The organism is Aquitalea palustris, assembly GCF_003693445.1.
GTDB classification, from domain to species: domain Bacteria; phylum Pseudomonadota; class Gammaproteobacteria; order Burkholderiales; family Chromobacteriaceae; genus Aquitalea; species Aquitalea palustris.
In genome coordinates this window covers 1-17525 of record NZ_RFAR01000071.1, presented here as the reverse complement: position 1 = coordinate 17525, position 17525 = coordinate 1, and the positions used below count along the sequence as shown (strand labels likewise).

17 protein-coding genes are annotated in these 17525 nt (G+C 62.2%); 16 read left to right on the top strand and 1 reads right to left on the bottom strand.

Going from position 1 to position 17525, the window contains the following annotated elements; all coding sequences use genetic code 11:
• Window positions 1–135 precede the first annotated feature (135 nt).
• Window positions 136–1287 (bottom strand): class I SAM-dependent methyltransferase, encoded by a 1152-nt coding sequence (locus EAY64_RS16265; protein ID WP_103525790.1) that lies wholly within the window; start codon window positions 1285–1287, stop codon window positions 136–138.
• Between the two features lie 140 nt (window positions 1288–1427).
• Here EAY64_RS16265 and EAY64_RS16260 point away from each other — a divergent pair, with 140 nt between their 5' ends.
• The 16 genes from EAY64_RS16260 (at window position 1428) to EAY64_RS16185 (ending at window position 17485) form a co-directional block, all read left to right on the top strand.
• Window positions 1428–2201 carry a pteridine reductase gene (locus EAY64_RS16260; RefSeq protein ID WP_103525789.1) on the top strand — a complete coding sequence of 258 codons (774 nt, stop codon included), beginning with the start codon at window positions 1428–1430 and terminating at the stop codon, window positions 2199–2201.
• A 100-nt stretch (window positions 2202–2301) separates the two neighbouring features.
• Entirely contained in the window at window positions 2302–3282 is a 981-nt protein-coding gene (gene ttcA / locus EAY64_RS16255) for a tRNA 2-thiocytidine(32) synthetase TtcA (RefSeq protein WP_103525788.1), read from the top strand.
• A complete protein-coding gene (locus tag EAY64_RS16250) occupies window positions 3272–4072 on the top strand; it encodes a polyamine aminopropyltransferase (protein ID WP_103525787.1) in 801 nt (266 codons plus the stop codon). The genes ttcA and EAY64_RS16250 overlap by 11 nt, the downstream gene beginning before the upstream one ends.
• 223 nt (window positions 4073–4295) lie before the next feature.
• Window positions 4296–5600: a nucleotide sugar dehydrogenase gene (locus EAY64_RS16245; RefSeq protein ID WP_103525792.1), complete on the top strand. Its 1305-nt coding sequence runs from the start codon at window positions 4296–4298 to the stop codon at window positions 5598–5600.
• Window positions 5601–5672: 72 nt separating this feature from the next.
• Window positions 5673–6737, top strand: a complete 1065-nt coding sequence (locus EAY64_RS16240; RefSeq protein ID WP_103525786.1) for a Gfo/Idh/MocA family protein — start codon at window positions 5673–5675, stop codon at window positions 6735–6737.
• Between the two features lie 73 nt (window positions 6738–6810).
• Window positions 6811–7347, top strand: a complete 537-nt coding sequence (locus tag EAY64_RS16235) for a DUF4337 domain-containing protein (protein WP_103525785.1) — start codon at window positions 6811–6813, stop codon at window positions 7345–7347.
• Window positions 7348–7368: 21 nt separating this feature from the next.
• A complete protein-coding gene (locus EAY64_RS16230; RefSeq protein WP_103525784.1) occupies window positions 7369–7938 on the top strand; it encodes an acyltransferase in 570 nt (189 codons plus the stop codon).
• A gap of 83 nt (window positions 7939–8021) precedes the next feature.
• A complete protein-coding gene (locus EAY64_RS16225) occupies window positions 8022–9119 on the top strand; it encodes a DegT/DnrJ/EryC1/StrS family aminotransferase (RefSeq protein WP_103525783.1) in 1098 nt (365 codons plus the stop codon).
• 2 nt (window positions 9120–9121) lie between these two features.
• Window positions 9122–10417, top strand: a complete 1296-nt coding sequence (locus EAY64_RS16220; protein WP_199734471.1) for a lipopolysaccharide biosynthesis protein — start codon at window positions 9122–9124, stop codon at window positions 10415–10417.
• The gene (locus tag EAY64_RS16215; RefSeq protein WP_103525782.1) at window positions 10404–11630 is read left to right on the top strand and encodes a DegT/DnrJ/EryC1/StrS family aminotransferase; all 1227 of its coding nucleotides are present in this window, start codon (window positions 10404–10406) and stop codon (window positions 11628–11630) included. The genes EAY64_RS16220 and EAY64_RS16215 overlap by 14 nt, the downstream gene beginning before the upstream one ends.
• Window positions 11627–12715 carry a glycosyltransferase family 4 protein gene (locus tag EAY64_RS16210; RefSeq protein WP_103525781.1) on the top strand — a complete coding sequence of 363 codons (1089 nt, stop codon included), beginning with the start codon at window positions 11627–11629 and terminating at the stop codon, window positions 12713–12715. Before EAY64_RS16215 ends, EAY64_RS16210 begins: the two co-directional genes overlap by 4 nt.
• Window positions 12712–13809: a glycosyltransferase family 4 protein gene (locus EAY64_RS16205; RefSeq protein ID WP_103525780.1), complete on the top strand. Its 1098-nt coding sequence runs from the start codon at window positions 12712–12714 to the stop codon at window positions 13807–13809. Before EAY64_RS16210 ends, EAY64_RS16205 begins: the two co-directional genes overlap by 4 nt.
• Before the next feature lie 11 nt (window positions 13810–13820).
• Entirely contained in the window at window positions 13821–14513 is a 693-nt protein-coding gene (locus EAY64_RS16200; protein WP_103525779.1) for a DUF1345 domain-containing protein, read from the top strand.
• 36 nt (window positions 14514–14549) lie between these two features.
• Window positions 14550–15785, top strand: a complete 1236-nt coding sequence (locus tag EAY64_RS16195) for a glycosyltransferase family 4 protein (RefSeq protein WP_103525778.1) — start codon at window positions 14550–14552, stop codon at window positions 15783–15785.
• Window positions 15786–15789: 4 nt separating this feature from the next.
• Window positions 15790–16356, top strand: coding sequence for a hypothetical protein (locus tag EAY64_RS16190; protein WP_147456238.1), 567 nt, complete (start codon window positions 15790–15792; stop codon window positions 16354–16356).
• A 7-nt stretch (window positions 16357–16363) separates the two neighbouring features.
• The gene (locus tag EAY64_RS16185; protein ID WP_103525776.1) at window positions 16364–17485 is read left to right on the top strand and encodes an acyltransferase family protein; all 1122 of its coding nucleotides are present in this window, start codon (window positions 16364–16366) and stop codon (window positions 17483–17485) included.
• The last annotated feature ends 40 nt before the right edge of the window (window positions 17486–17525 follow it).

Here is a 17525-nt window from a genome sequence, read left to right as displayed (position 1 = left end):
TATGATTCCGTCGCTCTAACCGACTGAGCTAATTCGCCACGTTTCTCGATGCGCTTGCACCGAGACGCGAACTATACGCAGCGTTTTTTCGGCTGTCAACCAAAAATGCGTGGGGCCTAGGGCGGGCTTGTCGCCTTACAAGGTGTGGCAGCGGTCGCCCTGGGTAAATCCCTGCCAGTCGATGCTGACGCCACGGCCAAAGCCGATCACCTTGAACAGCTCGCCCATCTCCTGCATCGACAGCAGTTTTTGCACCATGGCCACCACCGGCAGATAGCTGGTGCTGTCGTCGGCATCCAGTTCACCCAGTAGCTGGGTGATGCCGGCGTTGATCAGGAATTGTGCCTGGGTGGTGTAGCCGATCAGGTCCAGCCCGGCATCGATGCCGGACTGGGCAATGGCGGTGAAATCCACGTGGCAGGTGAGGTCCATCAGGCCGGGCAGGAAGAAGGGGTCATCCACGGTGTGGTGGCGGTAATGGCCAATCAGCGTGCCCATATGACGCTGCGGATGGTAGAACTCGCTCGCCGGATAGCCGTAATCCACCAGCAGGATGGCCCCGCGCACCAGATGGCGCGCCAGGGTGTGGATAAAGGCTGTGTTGCTCAGGCTCAGCTCGCTGATATAGCCCTCTTGCCGGATATTCAGCGCAGCGGCCTGCTGTTGCAGGGCCGGGTCCTGGATGGGGCGGTCTTGCCAGATGAACTGCTCGCCATCCAGTGCCACCCCGCGTTGCCGGGGCTCTGGTGTCCAGTGCAGCAGCTCGCAAGGCATGGCATCCAGCACTTCATTGCCGATTACCACGCCGTCCAGTTCGGCCGGCAGCACGCTCAGCCATTGCAGGCGGTCGGCCAGATGGGGCAGGGCGGCGCGGATGGCCGTTTGCTGGCGCTCGATCAGATCAGCAGACAGGTCGATGATGATGTACTGTTCCGGCAGGCAGCCCAGTGCTTCCAGTTCGCTGAGGATGTCGATGGCCAGCTTGCCGGTGCCGGCACCGAATTCATACAGCTTGCCGCCGGTTTGCGGCAGCAGTTCGGCAATCTGCCTGGCCAGGGTACGGCCGAAAAACGCCGACATTTCCGGTGCGGTGGTAAAGTCGCCGGCGCTGCCCAGCTTGTGGCTGCCGGCCGAGTAATAGCCCAGGCCCGGCGCGTACAGCGCCAGCTCCATATAGCGGGAAAAGGGAATCCAGCCGCCGGCGTCGCTGATGGCCTGACGGATAAGGGCGCACAGCGCCTGGCTGGTGGCCAGCGCATCTGCGCTGGGGGCGGGTAAGGTGGTCATGACGTGCATCCTGCTACAATGTGCGGCGATTGTGGGCGAAAGCAGGGCGCGGGAGAAGAGGCCTCGCACATTTTATCGCCGTCTACCGCTGGCCGGCGCGGGTCGCCGGCAGTGGGCAACCATTCGGAGATGAACAGCAGATGGCGCTACAGCAAGAAACAGCCGGGCAGGTGGTCGAACAGCGCGTGGTGTTGATTACCGGTGCGGCGCGCCGGGTGGGGGCGGGCATTGCCCGCCTGTTGCATGCGCGTGGTGTGCGGCTGGTGCTGCATTATCGCGGCTCGCGCGGTGAGGCCGAGGTGCTGGCGGCCGAGCTCAATGGCCAGCGACCGGGTTCGGTGCGGCTGGTGCAGGCTGATCTGCTGGATACGCAGGGCTTGCAGCAGCTGGCAGCGCAGGCGCTGGCGGCGTTTGGCCGGCTGGATGGGCTGGTCAACAATGCCTCCAGCTTTTTCCCCACCGAGCTGGGTGAGATCGATGAGCTGGCCTGGCACGACCTGATGGGCAGCAATCTCAAGGCGCCGCTATTCCTCAGCCAGGCGCTGGCGCCCGCATTGCGGCGCAGTGGCGGGGCCATTGTCGGCATTTCCGATATTCATGTAGAGCGGCCGATGAAGCGCCACGTGGTGTACAACCTGGCCAAGGCCGGCCATGCCCAGCTGATCCGCAGTCTGGCGCTGGAGCTGGCGCCGGATGTGCGGGTGAACGGCGTGGCACCGGGGGTGAATCTGTGGCCGGAGGATGATGCCTCGTTTGATGCCGCCGAGCGCGCGGCCATCGAAGCCACCATTCCGCTGCAACGCACCGGCCAGCCGGATGACATCGCCCGCGCCGTGGCTTTCCTGCTGCTGGATGCCAGCTATGTCACCGGCCAGATCCTGGCGGTGGACGGCGGGCGCAGCATCGTGCTGTAGGTCTGGCCGCCACAGCGGCAGGCCATGCCGGGAAAGAGCGTGGATTTTGGCGGGGAAAAACAGTAAAATCGCCTGTTTTTCAATTTCTTAGCCGTACCCCATGTCCGAACAGAACGCCGTACTCGATGACAAGGCCAAAAAGGCCGTGTTCGAGGGCAACAAACTGGCCAAGCGCCTGCGTCACCATGTGGGTGATGCCATCAATGATTTCAACATGATCGAGCAGGGCGACCGGATCATGGTGTGTCTGTCCGGCGGCAAGGACAGCTATACCATGCTGGACATCCTGCTGGGTCTGCAAAAATCCGCTCCCATTGATTTCTCCATCGTGGCGGTGAACCTGGACCAGAAACAACCCGGCTTCCCGGAAGATGTGCTGCCCGGCTATCTGGCGTCCATCGGTGTGGAATACCGCATCATCGAGGAAGACACCTACTCCATCGTCAAAAAGCTGGTGCCGGAAGGCAAGACCACCTGCAGCCTGTGTTCGCGCCTGCGCCGTGGCATTCTGTACCGGGTGGCCGACGAGCTGGGTGCCACCAAGATTGCGCTGGGCCACCACCGCGACGACATCCTGCACACGCTGTTCCTCAATATGTTCTACGGTGGCAAGCTCAAGTCCATGCCGCCCAAGCTGGTGTCGGACGATGGCAAGCACATGGTGATCCGCCCGCTGGCCTATTGCCGCGAAAAAGACATCATCCGCTACGCCGACCTGCGCGGCTTTCCCATCATTCCGTGCAATCTGTGTGGCTCGCAGCCCAATCTGCAGCGCCAGGTAGTCAAGGAAATGGTCAACGACTGGGACAAGCGCTTCCCCGGCCGGGTGGAAAGCATGTTCCGTGCACTGCAAAACGTGGTGCCCTCGCATTTGTGCGATACCGGGCTGTTCGACTTTGTCGGCCTGCAAACCGGTGACAGCCCCTTCGAGAACGGCGACACCGCCTTCGACAAGGAAGAATTCCGCGATCCGCCCCTGCCGCTTGAAGATGGTGAAGACGCAGCGCAGACGCCTGCACGGCGCACCATCAGCATCCTGGATTCCCGCAAGCCGGGCGAGGGGAGCGCTTGTGGCGCGTAGAGCCTTGCATCCTTTCCGCCGCCGCGTGCGTGCAGCGGTAGAGGACATGCCGGAAGTGGAAATCTCCGAAGCCGGCAATATCCGGTCCTTGCATCTGGGCTCGGAAACCATCCAGAGTTCGATGGACATGGACGAGCCGGCCGAGCTGGTGCTGTCCTACAGCCGCGCCATGATGGCCTTCCTGCTATGGAACGACGACCCGCGCCATATCTTGCAGATTGGCCTGGGTGGCGGTTCCTTCGCCCGCTTCATCGACGAATACCTGCCGGACGCCGTCAGCGTGGCGGTGGATATCAATCCGCAAGTCATTGCCGTGGCGCGCGCCTTTTTCAAGCTGCCGGAAGAAGGTGATTTCTTTGAAATCATCGAGGCCGACGGCGCGGATTACGTGAAGATTTTCCGAGGCTCCACCGATGCCATCCTGGTGGATGGTTTTGATGGTTTGCAGATCGTGGACGAACTCACCACCGAAGACTTCTTCGAAGACTGCAAGCGTGCGCTCAGCCCGCATGGGGTGTTCGTCACCAACTGGTGGAGCGGCGACAAGCGCTATCACAGCTTTGTCGAGCGTCTGCTCAAGGTATTCGAAGGCCGCGTGCTGGAACTGCCTTCGGCCAGCCATGGCAATGTGGCGGTGATGGCTTTCCGCCAGAGCCCCACGCTGACCCAGTGGGAAGCGCTCAAGGAGCGGGCCGACCGCATGGAATGCCGCTTCGGGCTGGAGTTTGGCGATTTTGTCCAGCGGCTGAAACAGACCAACCAGAGCACGGCCGGGCATCTGCTGATCTGAGTGTGCTGCCCGGTGCGTAGTCGGGCGATTTGTCACGTTTGGTAACCCCAGCGGCGTGACAAGCAGGCGTATAATGTGCCGCGCCAGTGTCAGGGCAGGGTGATGCGCCAGATCAACAAGCCTGGCGGCAAGCTTCGCTACACTGCCGGACTTTACCGAATTCAGTGCATGGTCGCCGTGGGCGGCCATGGCAGGTTTTTACTTTGTTGGGACTATCATTGTGATCAAGCAGCAACTGCTTAACCGTATCGCGGACAAATCCGCCGTCATCGGCATCGTGGGTCTGGGCTATGTCGGCCTGCCGCTGATGCTGCGTTTTGCCGAAGTGGGCTACAAGGTACTGGGCTTTGACATCGACCAGAGCAAGGTTGATGCCCTGACTGCCGGCAAGAGCTATATCGAGCATATCAGCGCCGACAGCATCGCTACCGCGCTGGAGCGCGGCTTTGAAGCCACCACCGATTTCTCCCGCGCGCCGGAAGCCGACACCCTCATCCTGTGCGTGCCCACCCCGCTGAACAAATACCGCGAGCCGGATCTGAGCTTCGTGCTGGATACCATGGACAGCCTGGTGCCCTATCTGCGCGAAGGCCATCTGGTATCGCTGGAATCCACCACCTACCCGGGCACTACCGACGAAGAACTGCTGCCGCGCATGCAGTCCCGTGGCTTCAAGGTGGGCGAGAATGCTTTCCTGGTGTTCTCGCCGGAGCGTGAAGATCCGGGCAACCCCAACTTCACCACCCGCACCATTCCCAAGGTCTGCGGCGGCTATAGCCCGGCCTGCCAGGAAATCGGCGTGGCGCTGTACAGCGCGGTGATCGACAAGGTAGTGCCGGTATCTTCCACCCGCGCTGCGGAAATGACCAAGCTGCTGGAAAACATCCACCGTGCGGTGAACATCGGTCTGGTCAACGAAATGAAGATCGTCGCCGACAAGATGGGCATCGACATTCACGAAGTGATCCGCGCTGCCGCCACCAAGCCCTTCGGCTTCGTGCCCTACTATCCGGGCCCGGGCCTGGGTGGCCACTGCATCCCGATCGACCCGTTCTACCTCACCTGGAAAGCGCGTGAATACGGGGTGAATACCCGCTTCATCGAGCTGGCCGGCGAAGTGAACAGCAATATGCCTGACTGGGTAGTGGCCAAGGTGGCCGCTGCGCTGAACACCCGCAAGAAAGCCATCAATGGCAGCCGCGTGCTGGTGCTGGGCATTGCCTACAAGAAGAACGTGGACGACATGCGCGAAAGCCCGTCGGTATTCCTGATGGAAAAACTGCGCGATCTGGGCGCGGAAGTCTCCTACAGCGACCCGCACGTGCCGGTATTCCCCAAGATGCGCGAACACCACTTCGAGCTGTCCAGCGTAACGCTGGATGCGGCCACCATCGCCAGCTACGATTGCGTGCTGCTGGCCACCGACCACGACAAGTTCGACTACGCCGCGCTGAAGGAGCATGCCCAGCTGATCGTCGATAGCCGTGGCAAGTATCTGGAACCCGCCGACCACATCGTCAAGGCTTGATCTTGTCGGCATGACGCAAGCAGGCGACCCCACGGTCGCCTTTTGCCGTTTAAGCACAGAACGGAACCCACCATGAAAACCGTACACCACGCCCCGATTACCGACCGCAAGATCCGCTTCGCGCTGGTCGGCTGTGGCCGCATTGCCAACAACCATTTCGGCTCGCTGGAAAAACATGAAGACCGCGCCGAGCTGGTCGATGTCTGCGACGTAGATCCGGCCGCGCTGCAAGCTGCCGTAGAACGCACCGGCGCCCGTGGCCACAGCAATCTCAGCGACATGCTGGCCGCTACCAATGCCGACATCATCGTGCTGACCACCCCCTCCGGCCTGCATCCGGCACAGAGCATCGAATGCTCGGAAGCGGGTTTCCACGTGATGACGGAAAAGCCGATGGCCACCCGCTGGGAAGATGGCCTGGCCATGGTGAAAGCCGCCGACAAGGCCGGCAAGCGCATGTTCGTGGTGAAGCAGAACCGTCGTAACGACACCCTGCAACTGCTCAAGCGCGCCATGCAGGAAAAGCGTTTCGGCCGCATTTACATGGTGAACGTCAATGTGTTCTGGACCCGTCCGCAAAGCTATTACGACCAGGGCGGCTGGCGTGGTACCTGGGAATTCGACGGCGGTGCCTTCATGAACCAGGCCAGCCACTATGTCGACCTGCTGGACTGGCTGATCGGCCCGGTGGAAAGCGTGCAGGCCTACACCGCCACGCTGGCACGCAATATCGAGGTGGAAGACACCGGCACCGTCAGCGTGAAATGGCGCTCCGGCGCGCTGGGCAGCATGAACGTGACCATGCTGACTTATCCGAAAAACCTGGAAGGTTCCATCACCATCCTGGGTGAAAAGGGTTCGGTACGGGTGGGTGGGGTGGCGGTGAATGAAATCCAGCACTGGGAATTCTCCGAGCCGCACGCCATGGACGATGAAATCAAGAACGCCAGCTACGCCACCACCAGCGTTTACGGCTTTGGTCACCCGCTGTACTACGACAACGTGATCAACGTCATGCAGGGCAAGGCCGAACCGGAAACCGACGGCCGCGAAGGGCTGAAGTCGCTGGAACTGCTGATCGCCATGTATCTGTCGGCACGCGATGGCCGTCGTGTCAGCCTGCCGCTGGATTATTGAGCCTCATCCCGGCCCGTCACATGCGGGCCGGTCTGTCATACCGCTTGGCAACTCGCAATACTGAAACACACTCATGGCTGAAGAAAAGAAAGATCCCTGGCTGAATTATTTGGCGCTCACCACCGTCATCCTGGCCGTGTGCGCCACGCTGTCCACCTTCAAGGGCGGCGGTTTTTCCACCCGCAGCGTCATCGCCCAGGCCCAGGCCTCGGACCAGTGGGCCTACTATCAGGCCAAGGGTATCAAGGGCAATCTGTACGATATCGAGCGCGAACGCTTGCAGTTCGAGCTGGACAGCCTGCCGGCTTCCGCCAGCCCGGCCCAGCGCGAGCACTATCAGGCCCAGTTGAAGAAAGTGGGTGACAAGGCTGCGCGTTACGCTACCGAGCGCAAGGACATCGAAAAGGAGGCGCGCCGACTGGAAGCCGAACGCGACGCGGCCCAGCGCCAGGGCAAGCCCTTTGGCGTGGCGGTGATCTTCCTGCAGGTGGCCATCCTGATTTCTTCCATCGCCGGGCTGTTCAAGCGCAAGCTGATCTGGCTGGCGGCACTGCCGGTGGGGCTGCTGGGCCTGGTGTATTTTGCCGACGGTTTTTTCCTGTTTTTCTGAATCTGAGCGCGAGGCCCGGACATGACCCAATACACCGTACACCCCACTGCCATCGTTGATGATGGCGCGCGCATCGGCGCCGGCACCCGCATCTGGCACTGGGTGCATATCTGCAGCGGTGCCAGCATCGGCGAGCGTTGCTCATTCGGGCAGAACGTGTTTGTCGGCAATGACGTCGAGATCGGCAACAACGTCAAGATCCAGAACAACGTCTCCATCTACGATGCGGTGACGCTGGAAGACGACGTGTTCTGCGGCCCGTCCATGGTGTTCACCAATGTCAACAATCCGCGCAGCCATGTCAGCCGCAAGGATGAATACCGCCGTACCGTGGTGAAGCGTGGTGCCTCCATCGGCGCCAATGCCACCATCGTCTGTGGCCACCATGTGGGCGAGTATGCCTTTATCGGCGCCGGTGCCGTGGTCACCCGTGATGTGCCGGCCTATGCGTTGATGGTGGGTACGCCGGCCAAGCGCATCGGCTGGATGTGTGCCTGCGGCGAGCGCCTGCCCAATGATATCGGCACCTATGCCTGCCCGGCCTGCGACAGCTTTTACCAGATCGGTGGCAATCACTGCACACCGGCCTGAGCTGGCGCAGCCCGCCTTACCCGAAATTTTACAATCCTGACGGCTGCCCGCACGGCAGCCCGGCCCCAGCAAGGAATCGAGCCATGAGCATCCAGTTCATCGACCTCAAAGCGCAGTACCAGCATCTGAAAGCCGACATCGACGCCCGCATCCACGCGGTGCTGGATCACGGCCAGTACATCATGGGGCCGGAAGTCAAAGAGGTGGAGCAGCAACTGGCCGCCTACACCGGCGTCAAGCACGCCATCGGCGTGTGCGATGGCACCAAGGCGCTGCTGATTGCGCTGATGGCGCTGGGCGTGGGCCGTGGCGACGAAGTCATCACCACCCCGTTTACCTTTATTGCCACCGGCGAAATGATTGCCCTGCTGGGCGCCACCCCGGTGTTTGTCGACATCGACCCCATCAGCTACAACCTGGACCCGGCGCTGCTGGAAGCCGCCATCACCCCGCGTACCCGCGCCATCATGCCGGTCAGCCTGTACGGCCAGTGCGCGGACTTCAGCGCCATCAACGCCATTGCCGAGAAGCACGGCATTGCGGTGATCGAAGACGGCGCACAAAGCTTTGGTGCCAGCCAGCACGGCAAGAAATCCGGCAATCTGTCCACCATCGGCTGCACCAGCTTCTTTCCCAGCAAGCCTCTGGGCTGCTATGGCGACGGCGGGGCCTGCTTTACCAATGACGACGAACTGGCGAAGAAAATGCGTGAAATCCGCATTCACGGCCAGGACCGTCGCTATCACCACCCGGTGATCGGCCTCAATGGCCGGCTGGATACCATCCAGGCCGCGGTGCTGCTGGCCAAGCTGCCGAGCTTTGCCGACGAAGTGGCCGCCCGCGAGCGCATTGGTGCCCGCTACAGCGCGCAGCTGCAGGACGTGGCGCGTGTGCCGGTGATTGGCGCGGGCAATACCCACGTTTACGCCCAGTACACCATCGAGGTGGACAATCGCGAAGCCGTGCAAAAAGCCCTGCAAGAACTGGGCGTGCCCACCGCCGTGCATTACCCGATTCCGCTGCACCTGCAACCGGCCTTTGCCCATCTGGGCCAGGGCGAAGGCAGCTTCCCGCTGGCCGAGGCCGCCGGCAAGCGCGTGATGAGCCTGCCGATGCACCCCTTCCTGGATGACGCCACCCAGGATGCCATTGTCGCTGCGGTGAAAAAGGCACTGGGCTGAGCGTGCTGGCCAAACTCAAGGCCAGGCTGGGGCAGGGCGGCTTTGCCCGCAATGTCGCCACCCTGGCGGGCGGGGCTGCCGTGGCGCAGTTCCTGCCGGTGCTGTTTACCCCCTTGCTGACCCGGCTGTACAGCCCGGCAGATTTTGGCGTGCTGACGCAGTTTGTCGCCTGGCTGTCCAATCTGGTGGTGATTGCCACCTGGCGTTACGACATGGCGGTGGTGCTGCCGGAAGAAGACAGCGACGCCATGCGGCTGATGGTATTGGCGCTACTGTTCAATACCCTGTTGCTGGCAGGGCTGAGCGTGCCGCTGCTGCTGGCCGGGCCGTGGATTGCCGCCCAGCTGCATGCCCCGGCCATGGCACCGTGGCTGCCGCTGCTGCCGCTGGGCATCTGGGTGGCCGCCAATAACCAGATCTGGACCAACTGGAATAACCGCCAGCGCCGCTACAGCGCCAATGCCCAGGGCCGTATGGGGCAGTCGGCCGCCATGGTGACGGTGCAACTGGCGGCAGGCTTTGGCAAGCTGGGCGCGCTCGGTCTGTTGCTGGCGCAGATCGCTGGCCAGACCGCCTCCTGGCTGGTGCAGGCGCGGCAGGACTGGCGTGCGCTGCCGCAGTGGCTGCGTACCGCCCGTAGTGGCGGCATGGGCCGCATCCTGCGTCGCTATCGCGAGTTTCCGCTGGTCAACACCCCGCATGCCTTTGTGGTGGCGCTGCAGGATTCGCTGATGGTGCAGTTGCTGGGCATATTGGCCACCGCCGAGCTGATGGGCCATTACGGCCTGGTGGTGCGGGTGCTGAAGCTGCCCGCCGCCTTGCTGGGACAAGCCGTGTCGCAAGTGCTGTACCGCGATCTGGCCGAAGCCCATGCCAAGGGGCAGAGTCTGCGTCCCCTGCTGAAAAAGGCGCTGCTGGTGCTATCGGCGCTGGCGATTGTGCCCTTCCTCATCATCATGGCCTGGGGCGGGCCGCTGTTTGCCTTTGCCTTTGGTGAGCAATGGCGTGATGCCGGCCAGATTGCCGCCACGCTGACACCGTCCTTCTTTTGCATGTTCCTGGCGGCGCCCTGTTTCATGGTGCCGATGGTGCTGTCGCGTCAGCGTCAGTCGCTGCTGTTTGCCCTGCTAGGCGTGGTGGTGAACCTGGGCTCGCTGGGCGTGGTGTACTGGGCAGGGGAGAATGCCCATCAGGTATTCCGCCTGCTGTCGGTGACGGTGTCCGTCTATTACATCATCTACATGGTCTGGGTATTCCGGCTGTGTCGCCAACTGGAGCAAGAGCATGCTCACGGCTAATTCACTGACCCTGTGCGATTACCTGTCGGCCTTGCCCGGCATGCTGCGCGGTCGCAGATTCCAGCGTGCCGCCTTGCGGCGCGAGCTGGCAAGCTGCTTTGGCGTGGATGAGGCGCGCATCGGCCTGTACGACACCGGCCGCGCTGCGCTGCGCGTATTGCTGCAGCAACACGGCATCGGTGCCGGGGATGAGGTGCTGGTCCCGGCCTATACCTGCGTGGTAGTGCCCAACCAGATTCCGGCGTTGTCGGCCACGCTGCGCTTTGTCGATGTGTCGGCGGATACCTTGAATTTTGACTGGGACGTGCTGGGCGCTGCTATCAGCCCGGCCACCCGCGCCGTCATTGTGCCGCACAATTACGGCCTGCCCTGCCGGGTGCCGCAGGCGCTGCGCGCCGCCCATCCGCAAGTAAAGTTTATCGACGATGCCGCCCACGGCTTTGCCAGCCAGCTGGATGGCCAATGGCTGGGCAGCTATCACGATGGTGCTTTCTTCAGCTTTGAATATTCCAAGAACCTGAGCGGTGGCATCGGTGGCCTGGCGATTTTCCCGCCCGGCATGGCCGCACCGCAGCAAGACTGGCCGGAGCTGTCCTGCGCGGATGAATGGCGCTTACTGGCCACGCTCAAAGCCCATTTGCTGAGTGCGCGCTGGCCACTGCTGGGCCGCATCACCATGGCCATCAACCGCCGCCTGGGGCTGATTTATCGCTCGGCCGATGCCGAAGTGACCCAAGGCATGCCGCATCCGGTGCGCGCCATGCCCTTGCTGTCCAGCGTGCTGGTGCGCCGCCAATTGGCCCATCTGCCGGCCACGCTGGCACACAAGCAGGCGCTGGCGCAGCGTTACCAACAGGCCTTGGCACAACTGCCAAGCATCAGCCAATGGGCAGTGCCTGCCGCTGCTGCGTGTCACTGGGTGCGCTACCCGTTTGCCTTGTCCCGTCCGGTAGCGAACAAGGCCGCGCTGGCGCGGCGCTTGAGTCAGGCCAGCGGGCTGAATATCGGTGTGTGGTTTGATGATGTGATTCACCCGGCCGGTTCCTTCCGCCATGGCTATGTGGCCGGTAGTGCGCCACAGGGCGAGCGGCTGGCCGCCACCGTGCTGAACCTGCCGATGAATATCGCCGTAGCCGACAACGCCGCGCTGGCGCACAAGCTGGACCGGCTGCTGGCGGAACTGCGCGCCATCGAGAAAGAAAACATTCAATGAAGCTGCTGCTGATCGGCTCGGCCTCGGTGCACACCTGGCGCTATCTGGCCGGCATTGCCCCGCATGTGGAAGAAATCTGGCTGGCCTGCAATGGTGAAGTGCCCGCGGACAAGCGCCCGGCCAATCTCAAGGGCGAGCTGCGGCTGGACTTCGGCCTGAAGGCACTGGGCAGCGCTGGCACATTGCGCCGCTGGATGAGCCAGATCCAGCCGGACCTGGTGCATGTGCATCAGGCCAATAGCGTGGCCTGGCATGCGCGCCGCGCACTAGCCGGCAGCCGCGTGCCCATGGTGCTGACCGCCTGGGGCTCGGACGTGCTGCTGCTGCCGGACAGTAATGGCCTGATGCGGCGCATGGTGCAGGGCAATCTGCGCGCGGCTACCGCCATTACCTCGGACTCGCTGTATATGGCGGCGAAAATCCGCCAGCTGGCCGGTGAAGACTGCCGGATCGACGTACTGAATTTCGGCATGGATGCCTTGCCGCCGAATCCCGATATCGCGGCCAAGGCCAACAAGGTGCTGTCCTGCCGCCTGCACAAGCCGCTGTACCGCATCGACGCCATCCTACATGCCTGGCAGCAGGTGGAAGCCAGTGGCCGTTACCCGGACTGGAGCCTTACCGTGGCCGCCAGTGGCGAGTCCACCGACAGCCTGAAGGCGCTGGCCGCCAGCCTGCAACTGCAAAGGGTGGAATTCACCGGCTTTGTCTCGTCTGCCGTATTGGGCGCGCTATACCAGGAATCGCGTCTGTTTGTCAGCGTGCCGCGTTCGGACGCCACCAGCATCAGCCTGCTGGAAGCCATGGGCCATGGCTGCCTGCCGGTGCTGTCCAATCTGCCCGCCAATGGCGAATGGGTGATCGACGGCCTCAACGGCCTGATTGCCGAGGATATTGCCCGCTTGAGCGACAGCCTGCTGTCCGGCATGGACTGGGCGGCAGACAATGCCCGGCTGCAACAAGCGGTGCAGCTCAACCGCCAGCTGGTGGCGCAAAAGGCGCTGCACCAAACCAATATGCAACACTTTGCCGATCTCTATGCCAGCCTGTTGTCCGGCCCGGCACACAAGGATTCTGCCGTATGAAAGTAGCCCATCTCACTTCTGCCCATCCCCGTCACGACATCCGCATTTTCGTCAAGGAATGCGCCACGCTGGCCGCTGCCGGTCACGAGGTGAGCCTGATCGTGGCCGATGGCCTGGGCGAAGAAATCCGCAATGGCGTGCGCTTTCATGATGTCGGCCCCAAAACCGGCGGCCGCTTTGCCCGCATGACCGGCACCACCAGCCGGGTATATCAGGCGGCACTGGCGCTGCGCCCGGACATCGTGCATTTTCACGACCCGGAGCTGATTCCCGCCGCGCTGCGCCTGAAGCAGGCCGGCATCAAGGTGATTTACGACGTGCACGAAGACATGCCACGGCAGATTCTGGCCAAGCACTGGATTCCCGGAGCCATCCGCCCGCTGGTGTCCGGCAGCTTTGAAACGGTGGAAGACTGGGCCGCCAAGCGCTTTGACGCGGTGGTGACCTCCACCCCGCATATCCGCAAGCGTTTTGCCAAACTGGGCGGGCGGGTGCTGGATGTGTGCAACTTCCCCATTCTGGAAGAGCTGGTACGCGATACGCCGTGGGACAGCCGCAAGAACGAAGTGTGCTATATCGGCGGCATCAGCCGCATCCGCGGTATCGAGCCCATCGTCGCTGCGCTGCCGGATACCGCCACCCGCTTGAATCTGGCTGGCATCTGGAGCGAAACCGACCTGCGCGCACAGTTGGAAGCGCAGCCGGGCTGGGCAAGAGTGAATGATCTGGGCGTGCTGGACCGCAAGGGCGTGGCCCAGGTGCTGGCGCAAAGCAAGATCGGCCTGGTGACGCTGTTCCCCACCCCCAATTACGTGGATGCACTACCGATCAAGCTGTTCGAATACATGGCTGCCGGCATGCCGGTGATTGCCAGTGACTTCCCGGTATGGCGCGAAATCGTCGACGACGCTGGCTGCGGCGTGCTGGTGGACCCGCAAGACCCGCAAGCCATTGCCGCCGCCATCAACAGCCTGATGGCCGATGAAGAGCGCATGCGTGCGCTGGGCGAAGCCGGCAAGCAGGCAGTGCTGCAGAAGTACAGCTGGGCGGCGGAAGGCCGCAAGCTGGTGGACCTGTACGCGCAACTTTCCTGAGGACAGCAAGCATGGACAAACCGCAACGTCATCATCACGGCCTACTGGCGCGGCTGACCCACCTTATCCGTACCCGGCCACGGCTGTTCTTTGCCATCCTGTTCGGGCTGGCCGTGGCGCAGGCCTTGGCCATGTTCACGCCCATGCGCACGCTCACCGCCTATGTGATGGGCTGGAATGCCGGTGCCGGCCTGTATCTGCTGCTGGCCCTGTCGATGATGCATGGCGCCGATGCCGAACAGATCCGCCACCGCGCCGCACGGCAGGATGAGGGCGAAATGGCGATTCTGGCACTGGTGGTGTTGGCCGCCGTGGTGTGCCTGCTGTCTATCGTGGCCGAGCTGTCGGTGGCGAAAGACCTGCACGGCAGCAGCCGGGTGGCGCATATCGGCCTGTCGGTGCTCACCATCTTTAGCAGCTGGCTGTTCACCCAGACCATGTTCGCGCTGCATTACGCCCACCAGTACTATGTGGCGCTGTTTCGCAGCGGCAAGCCCGGGCTGGAGTTTCCCGGTGACGAAGAACCCAATTACAGCGATTTCTTTTATTTTGCCGCCGTGATTGGTACTTCCGGTCAGACGGCCGACATCAGTTTCAGCTCACGGGCCATGCGCCGCATTGGCACCGTGCATTGCATTTTGTCCTTCCTGTTCAATACCACCGTGCTGGCGATGATGATCAATATTGCCGCCGGCCTGTTCTGACAGGGCGGACCCTAACCTTTCCGGAAAAGCAGCAGCGTGCGTATTCTCTATATCAATCACTATGCCGGCAGCCCGCGCCACGGCATGGAATTCCGCCCCTATTATCTGGCGCGCGAATGGGTCATGGCTGGCCACGAAGTCAATATGCTGGCGGCCGATACCTCGCACCTGCGCCAGACCAATCCGAAGTTGACGGCCAAGTATCAGGACGAAGACATCGACGGCATCCGCTACACCTGGTGCAAGACCCCGGCCTATCCGGGCAATGGCCTGAAGCGGGTGATCAATATCTTCAGCTTTCTGGGCAAGGTGATGGGCCTGTCCGGCCGTTATCTGAAGGAATGGAAGCCGGACGTGGTGATTGCCTCCTCCACCTATCCGCTGGACACCATTCCCGCCGCCTTCATCGCCGGCAAGACCGGGGCACGGCTGGTGTACGAGGTGCACGACCTGTGGCCGCTGACACCGGTGGAAGTGGGTGGCATGTCGAAGAAGCACCCCTTCATCCGCCTGATGCAGTGGGCCGAGGACTTTGGCTACCGCAAGGCCGATACCGTGATCTCCATGCTGCCCTGTGCCCGTGACTACATGATGGAGCATGGCATGGCGGCAGAGAAATACCATGTCGTACCTAACGGTGTGGATGTGGCGGAGTGGCAGGGCGCAAACAGCCAGTTGTCGATTGAACACCTGGCGGTGCTGGCGCAACTGAAGGCCGACGGGCGTTTCCTGATCGGCTATGCCGGCGGCCATGGTCTGGCCAATGCGCTGGATTTCCTGCTGGAAGCCGCCGCCCAGTTGCAGGACACGCCGGTCAGCTTCGTGCTGGTGGGCGATGGCCCGGACAAGGTGGCGCTGGTGGAAAAGGCTGCAGCGATGGGTCTGTCCAATGTCCTGTTCCTGCCCAGCATCCCCAAGCGGGCGGTGCCGGCCTTCCTGGCGCAGATGGACAGCCTGTTCATCGGCTGGCGCAAGCTGCCCATCTACCGTTTCGGTATCAATCCCAACAAGCTGTTCGACTACCTGATGGCCGGCAAGCCGGTAATCCACTCGGTGGAGGCGGGCAACGACATGGTCAAGGAGGCCGGGGCGGGGATCAGCGTGGGCGCGGAAGACCCGGCCGCCATTGCCGCTGCGGTGCGCCGCATGGTGGCGTTGACGCCAAACGAGCGTGGCCGCATGGGCGCGGCGGGGCGGCAGTATGTATTGGCCCATCACGACTACCGCGTGCTGGCACAGCGTTTCCTGCAAGCGGTGCTGCGCAAGGGCTGATGCCGTGTTGCGCCTGCTGGGAAAACTGCTGCGTCTTGGCCTGAAGCTGGCTCTGTGGGTGGCCGTGTTTTTCTGCGGCATGGTGCTGCTGGCCATGCTGCTGGATGCCGGCCCGCTGTGGGCCCTGGCACTGCTGGCATTGCACCTGGGCGCTTACGCACTGGCCAGCTGGCGGCAATGGCCACTACTGCAGAAATATTTGCTGGCTGCCTGGTTCGGTCTGTTTTGTGGCGCCATGTTCTTCTGGGATAAACACGGCGGTGGTCAGCCTGCGCCGGAATGGCTGAAGCTGCTGGCCCACTGGCATGTCTTTGGCTGGATCGTGCTGGTGCTGCTGTGTTTGCCGCTCACCTTGCTGGAAATGCTGGTCAAGCGCCTGCGTCGCCGCGGTGAGCGCGCCGAGGCCGCGCCGGCGGATCCCTTCACCGCCAATCCGGCACAGTTTGATTTGCAGCAGTCATTTGCGTGTGCAGAAGATAGACAAAAAACCGTGCAAACCTGTACTAACGGCGAGGATAATAGCGCTTTTAACCTTCATGACCGGCGTAATGTGACGCCGGAAGACAGGTGAGTGCGGGATGAGTAGCAGCAAGCAGCATATCCGTTTTGATTTTGCCGATGGCCTGCGTGGCGTGGCCATCCTGTGTGTGATCTTGTTTCATTTCACCCAGACCTTCTGGCAGCACCGCGAACGCATCAGCGACATCCTCAATATGGACCCGCTGGAAGGCTATGCCGGGGCATCCTTTGTGCTGCCCTTCAATCTGGGCGCGGTCGGGGTGGGGCTGTTTCTGCTGATTTCCGGCCTGTTGATTCCGCTATCGCTTACCCGCATGGGCGGGCTGCGCTTTGCCGTGTCGCGGGTATTCCGTATTTATCCCACCTACTGGGCCGGGCTGGCGGTGACGCTCGTGGCACTGTGGATTGCCGCCTGGCTGGCAGATAACGACTTCGACATCACCCGGCGCGATGTCATCGGCCATGTCAGCATTGCCTTTCAGGACATGCTGGGCGGCCGCAATATCGACCCGGTGATGTGGACACTGAAAGTGGAACTGTGGTTTTACGCCTTGCTGGGTACGGCTTTTGCGCTGACCGGACGGCGTATCAAATGGGCGATCTGGCTGCTGCTGCCCTTGGTGGCCATGCTGTGCCGTGGCCCGAGCGCACAAGGCTTGCATGGCCAGTTGGCGCATTTCTGGGCTTATGATCAGTATTTCCTGGCCTCGGTGGTGTGCTACTTCCCGCTGATGTTTGCCGGTTGCTGGTGTTATTTCTATCTCACCGGCCAGGCAGGCAAGCTGGAAACCGTGCTGCATTTTGTCGGCCTGCTGGCCATGTTTGTGTGGGTGACCAACTGGCCATCGCTGGAGTTGTACGGCAGCTACCTGATCGGGATCAGCCTGTTCGTGCTGGGCGTGCTGCGTCCTGCCTTGTGGAGCAGCCGCTGGCTGGCGCGTATCGCCGCCGTCAGTTACGCCTGGTATGTGTGTCATTCCAATGCCGGCTACGTGCTGATGGAAGTGCTGGCTATGTACAATCTGCCGTGGTGGCTGCTGGTGGCCGCCGCCACCGTGATGACCTGGACTCTGGCGCTGGCCATCAACCGCTGGGTGGAACTGCCCACGCAGAAACTGGGCAAGCGGGTGGCCGACGCACTGAAAGAGAAACCGGCTACTGATAATCTGGCGCGCCAGTAAGCGCAGCTAACAAAAAACCTGCTGCTGCGTTGCGCCGCCT

Bases quoted from the DNA above. Each gene is read 5' to 3' on its own strand.
- ttcA (WP_103525788.1), top strand. From the start codon at position 2,302: ATGTCCGAACAGAACGCCGTACTCGATGACAAGGCCAAAAAGGCCGTG.
- EAY64_RS16205 (WP_103525780.1), top strand. From the start codon at position 12,712: ATGAAAGTAGCCCATCTCACTTCTGCCCATCCCCGTCACGACATCCGC.
- EAY64_RS16265 (WP_103525790.1), bottom strand. From the start codon at position 1,287: ATGACCACCTTACCCGCCCCCAGCGCAGATGCGCTGGCCACCAGCCAG.
- EAY64_RS16235 (WP_103525785.1), top strand. From the start codon at position 6,811: ATGGCTGAAGAAAAGAAAGATCCCTGGCTGAATTATTTGGCGCTCACC.
- EAY64_RS16230 (WP_103525784.1), top strand. From the start codon at position 7,369: ATGACCCAATACACCGTACACCCCACTGCCATCGTTGATGATGGCGCG.
- EAY64_RS16200 (WP_103525779.1), top strand. From the start codon at position 13,821: ATGGACAAACCGCAACGTCATCATCACGGCCTACTGGCGCGGCTGACC.
- EAY64_RS16210 (WP_103525781.1), top strand. From the start codon at position 11,627: ATGAAGCTGCTGCTGATCGGCTCGGCCTCGGTGCACACCTGGCGCTAT.
- EAY64_RS16185 (WP_103525776.1), top strand. From the start codon at position 16,364: ATGAGTAGCAGCAAGCAGCATATCCGTTTTGATTTTGCCGATGGCCTG.
- EAY64_RS16215 (WP_103525782.1), top strand. From the start codon at position 10,404: ATGCTCACGGCTAATTCACTGACCCTGTGCGATTACCTGTCGGCCTTG.
- EAY64_RS16240 (WP_103525786.1), top strand. From the start codon at position 5,673: ATGAAAACCGTACACCACGCCCCGATTACCGACCGCAAGATCCGCTTC.
- EAY64_RS16225 (WP_103525783.1), top strand. From the start codon at position 8,022: ATGAGCATCCAGTTCATCGACCTCAAAGCGCAGTACCAGCATCTGAAA.
- EAY64_RS16260 (WP_103525789.1), top strand. From the start codon at position 1,428: ATGGCGCTACAGCAAGAAACAGCCGGGCAGGTGGTCGAACAGCGCGTG.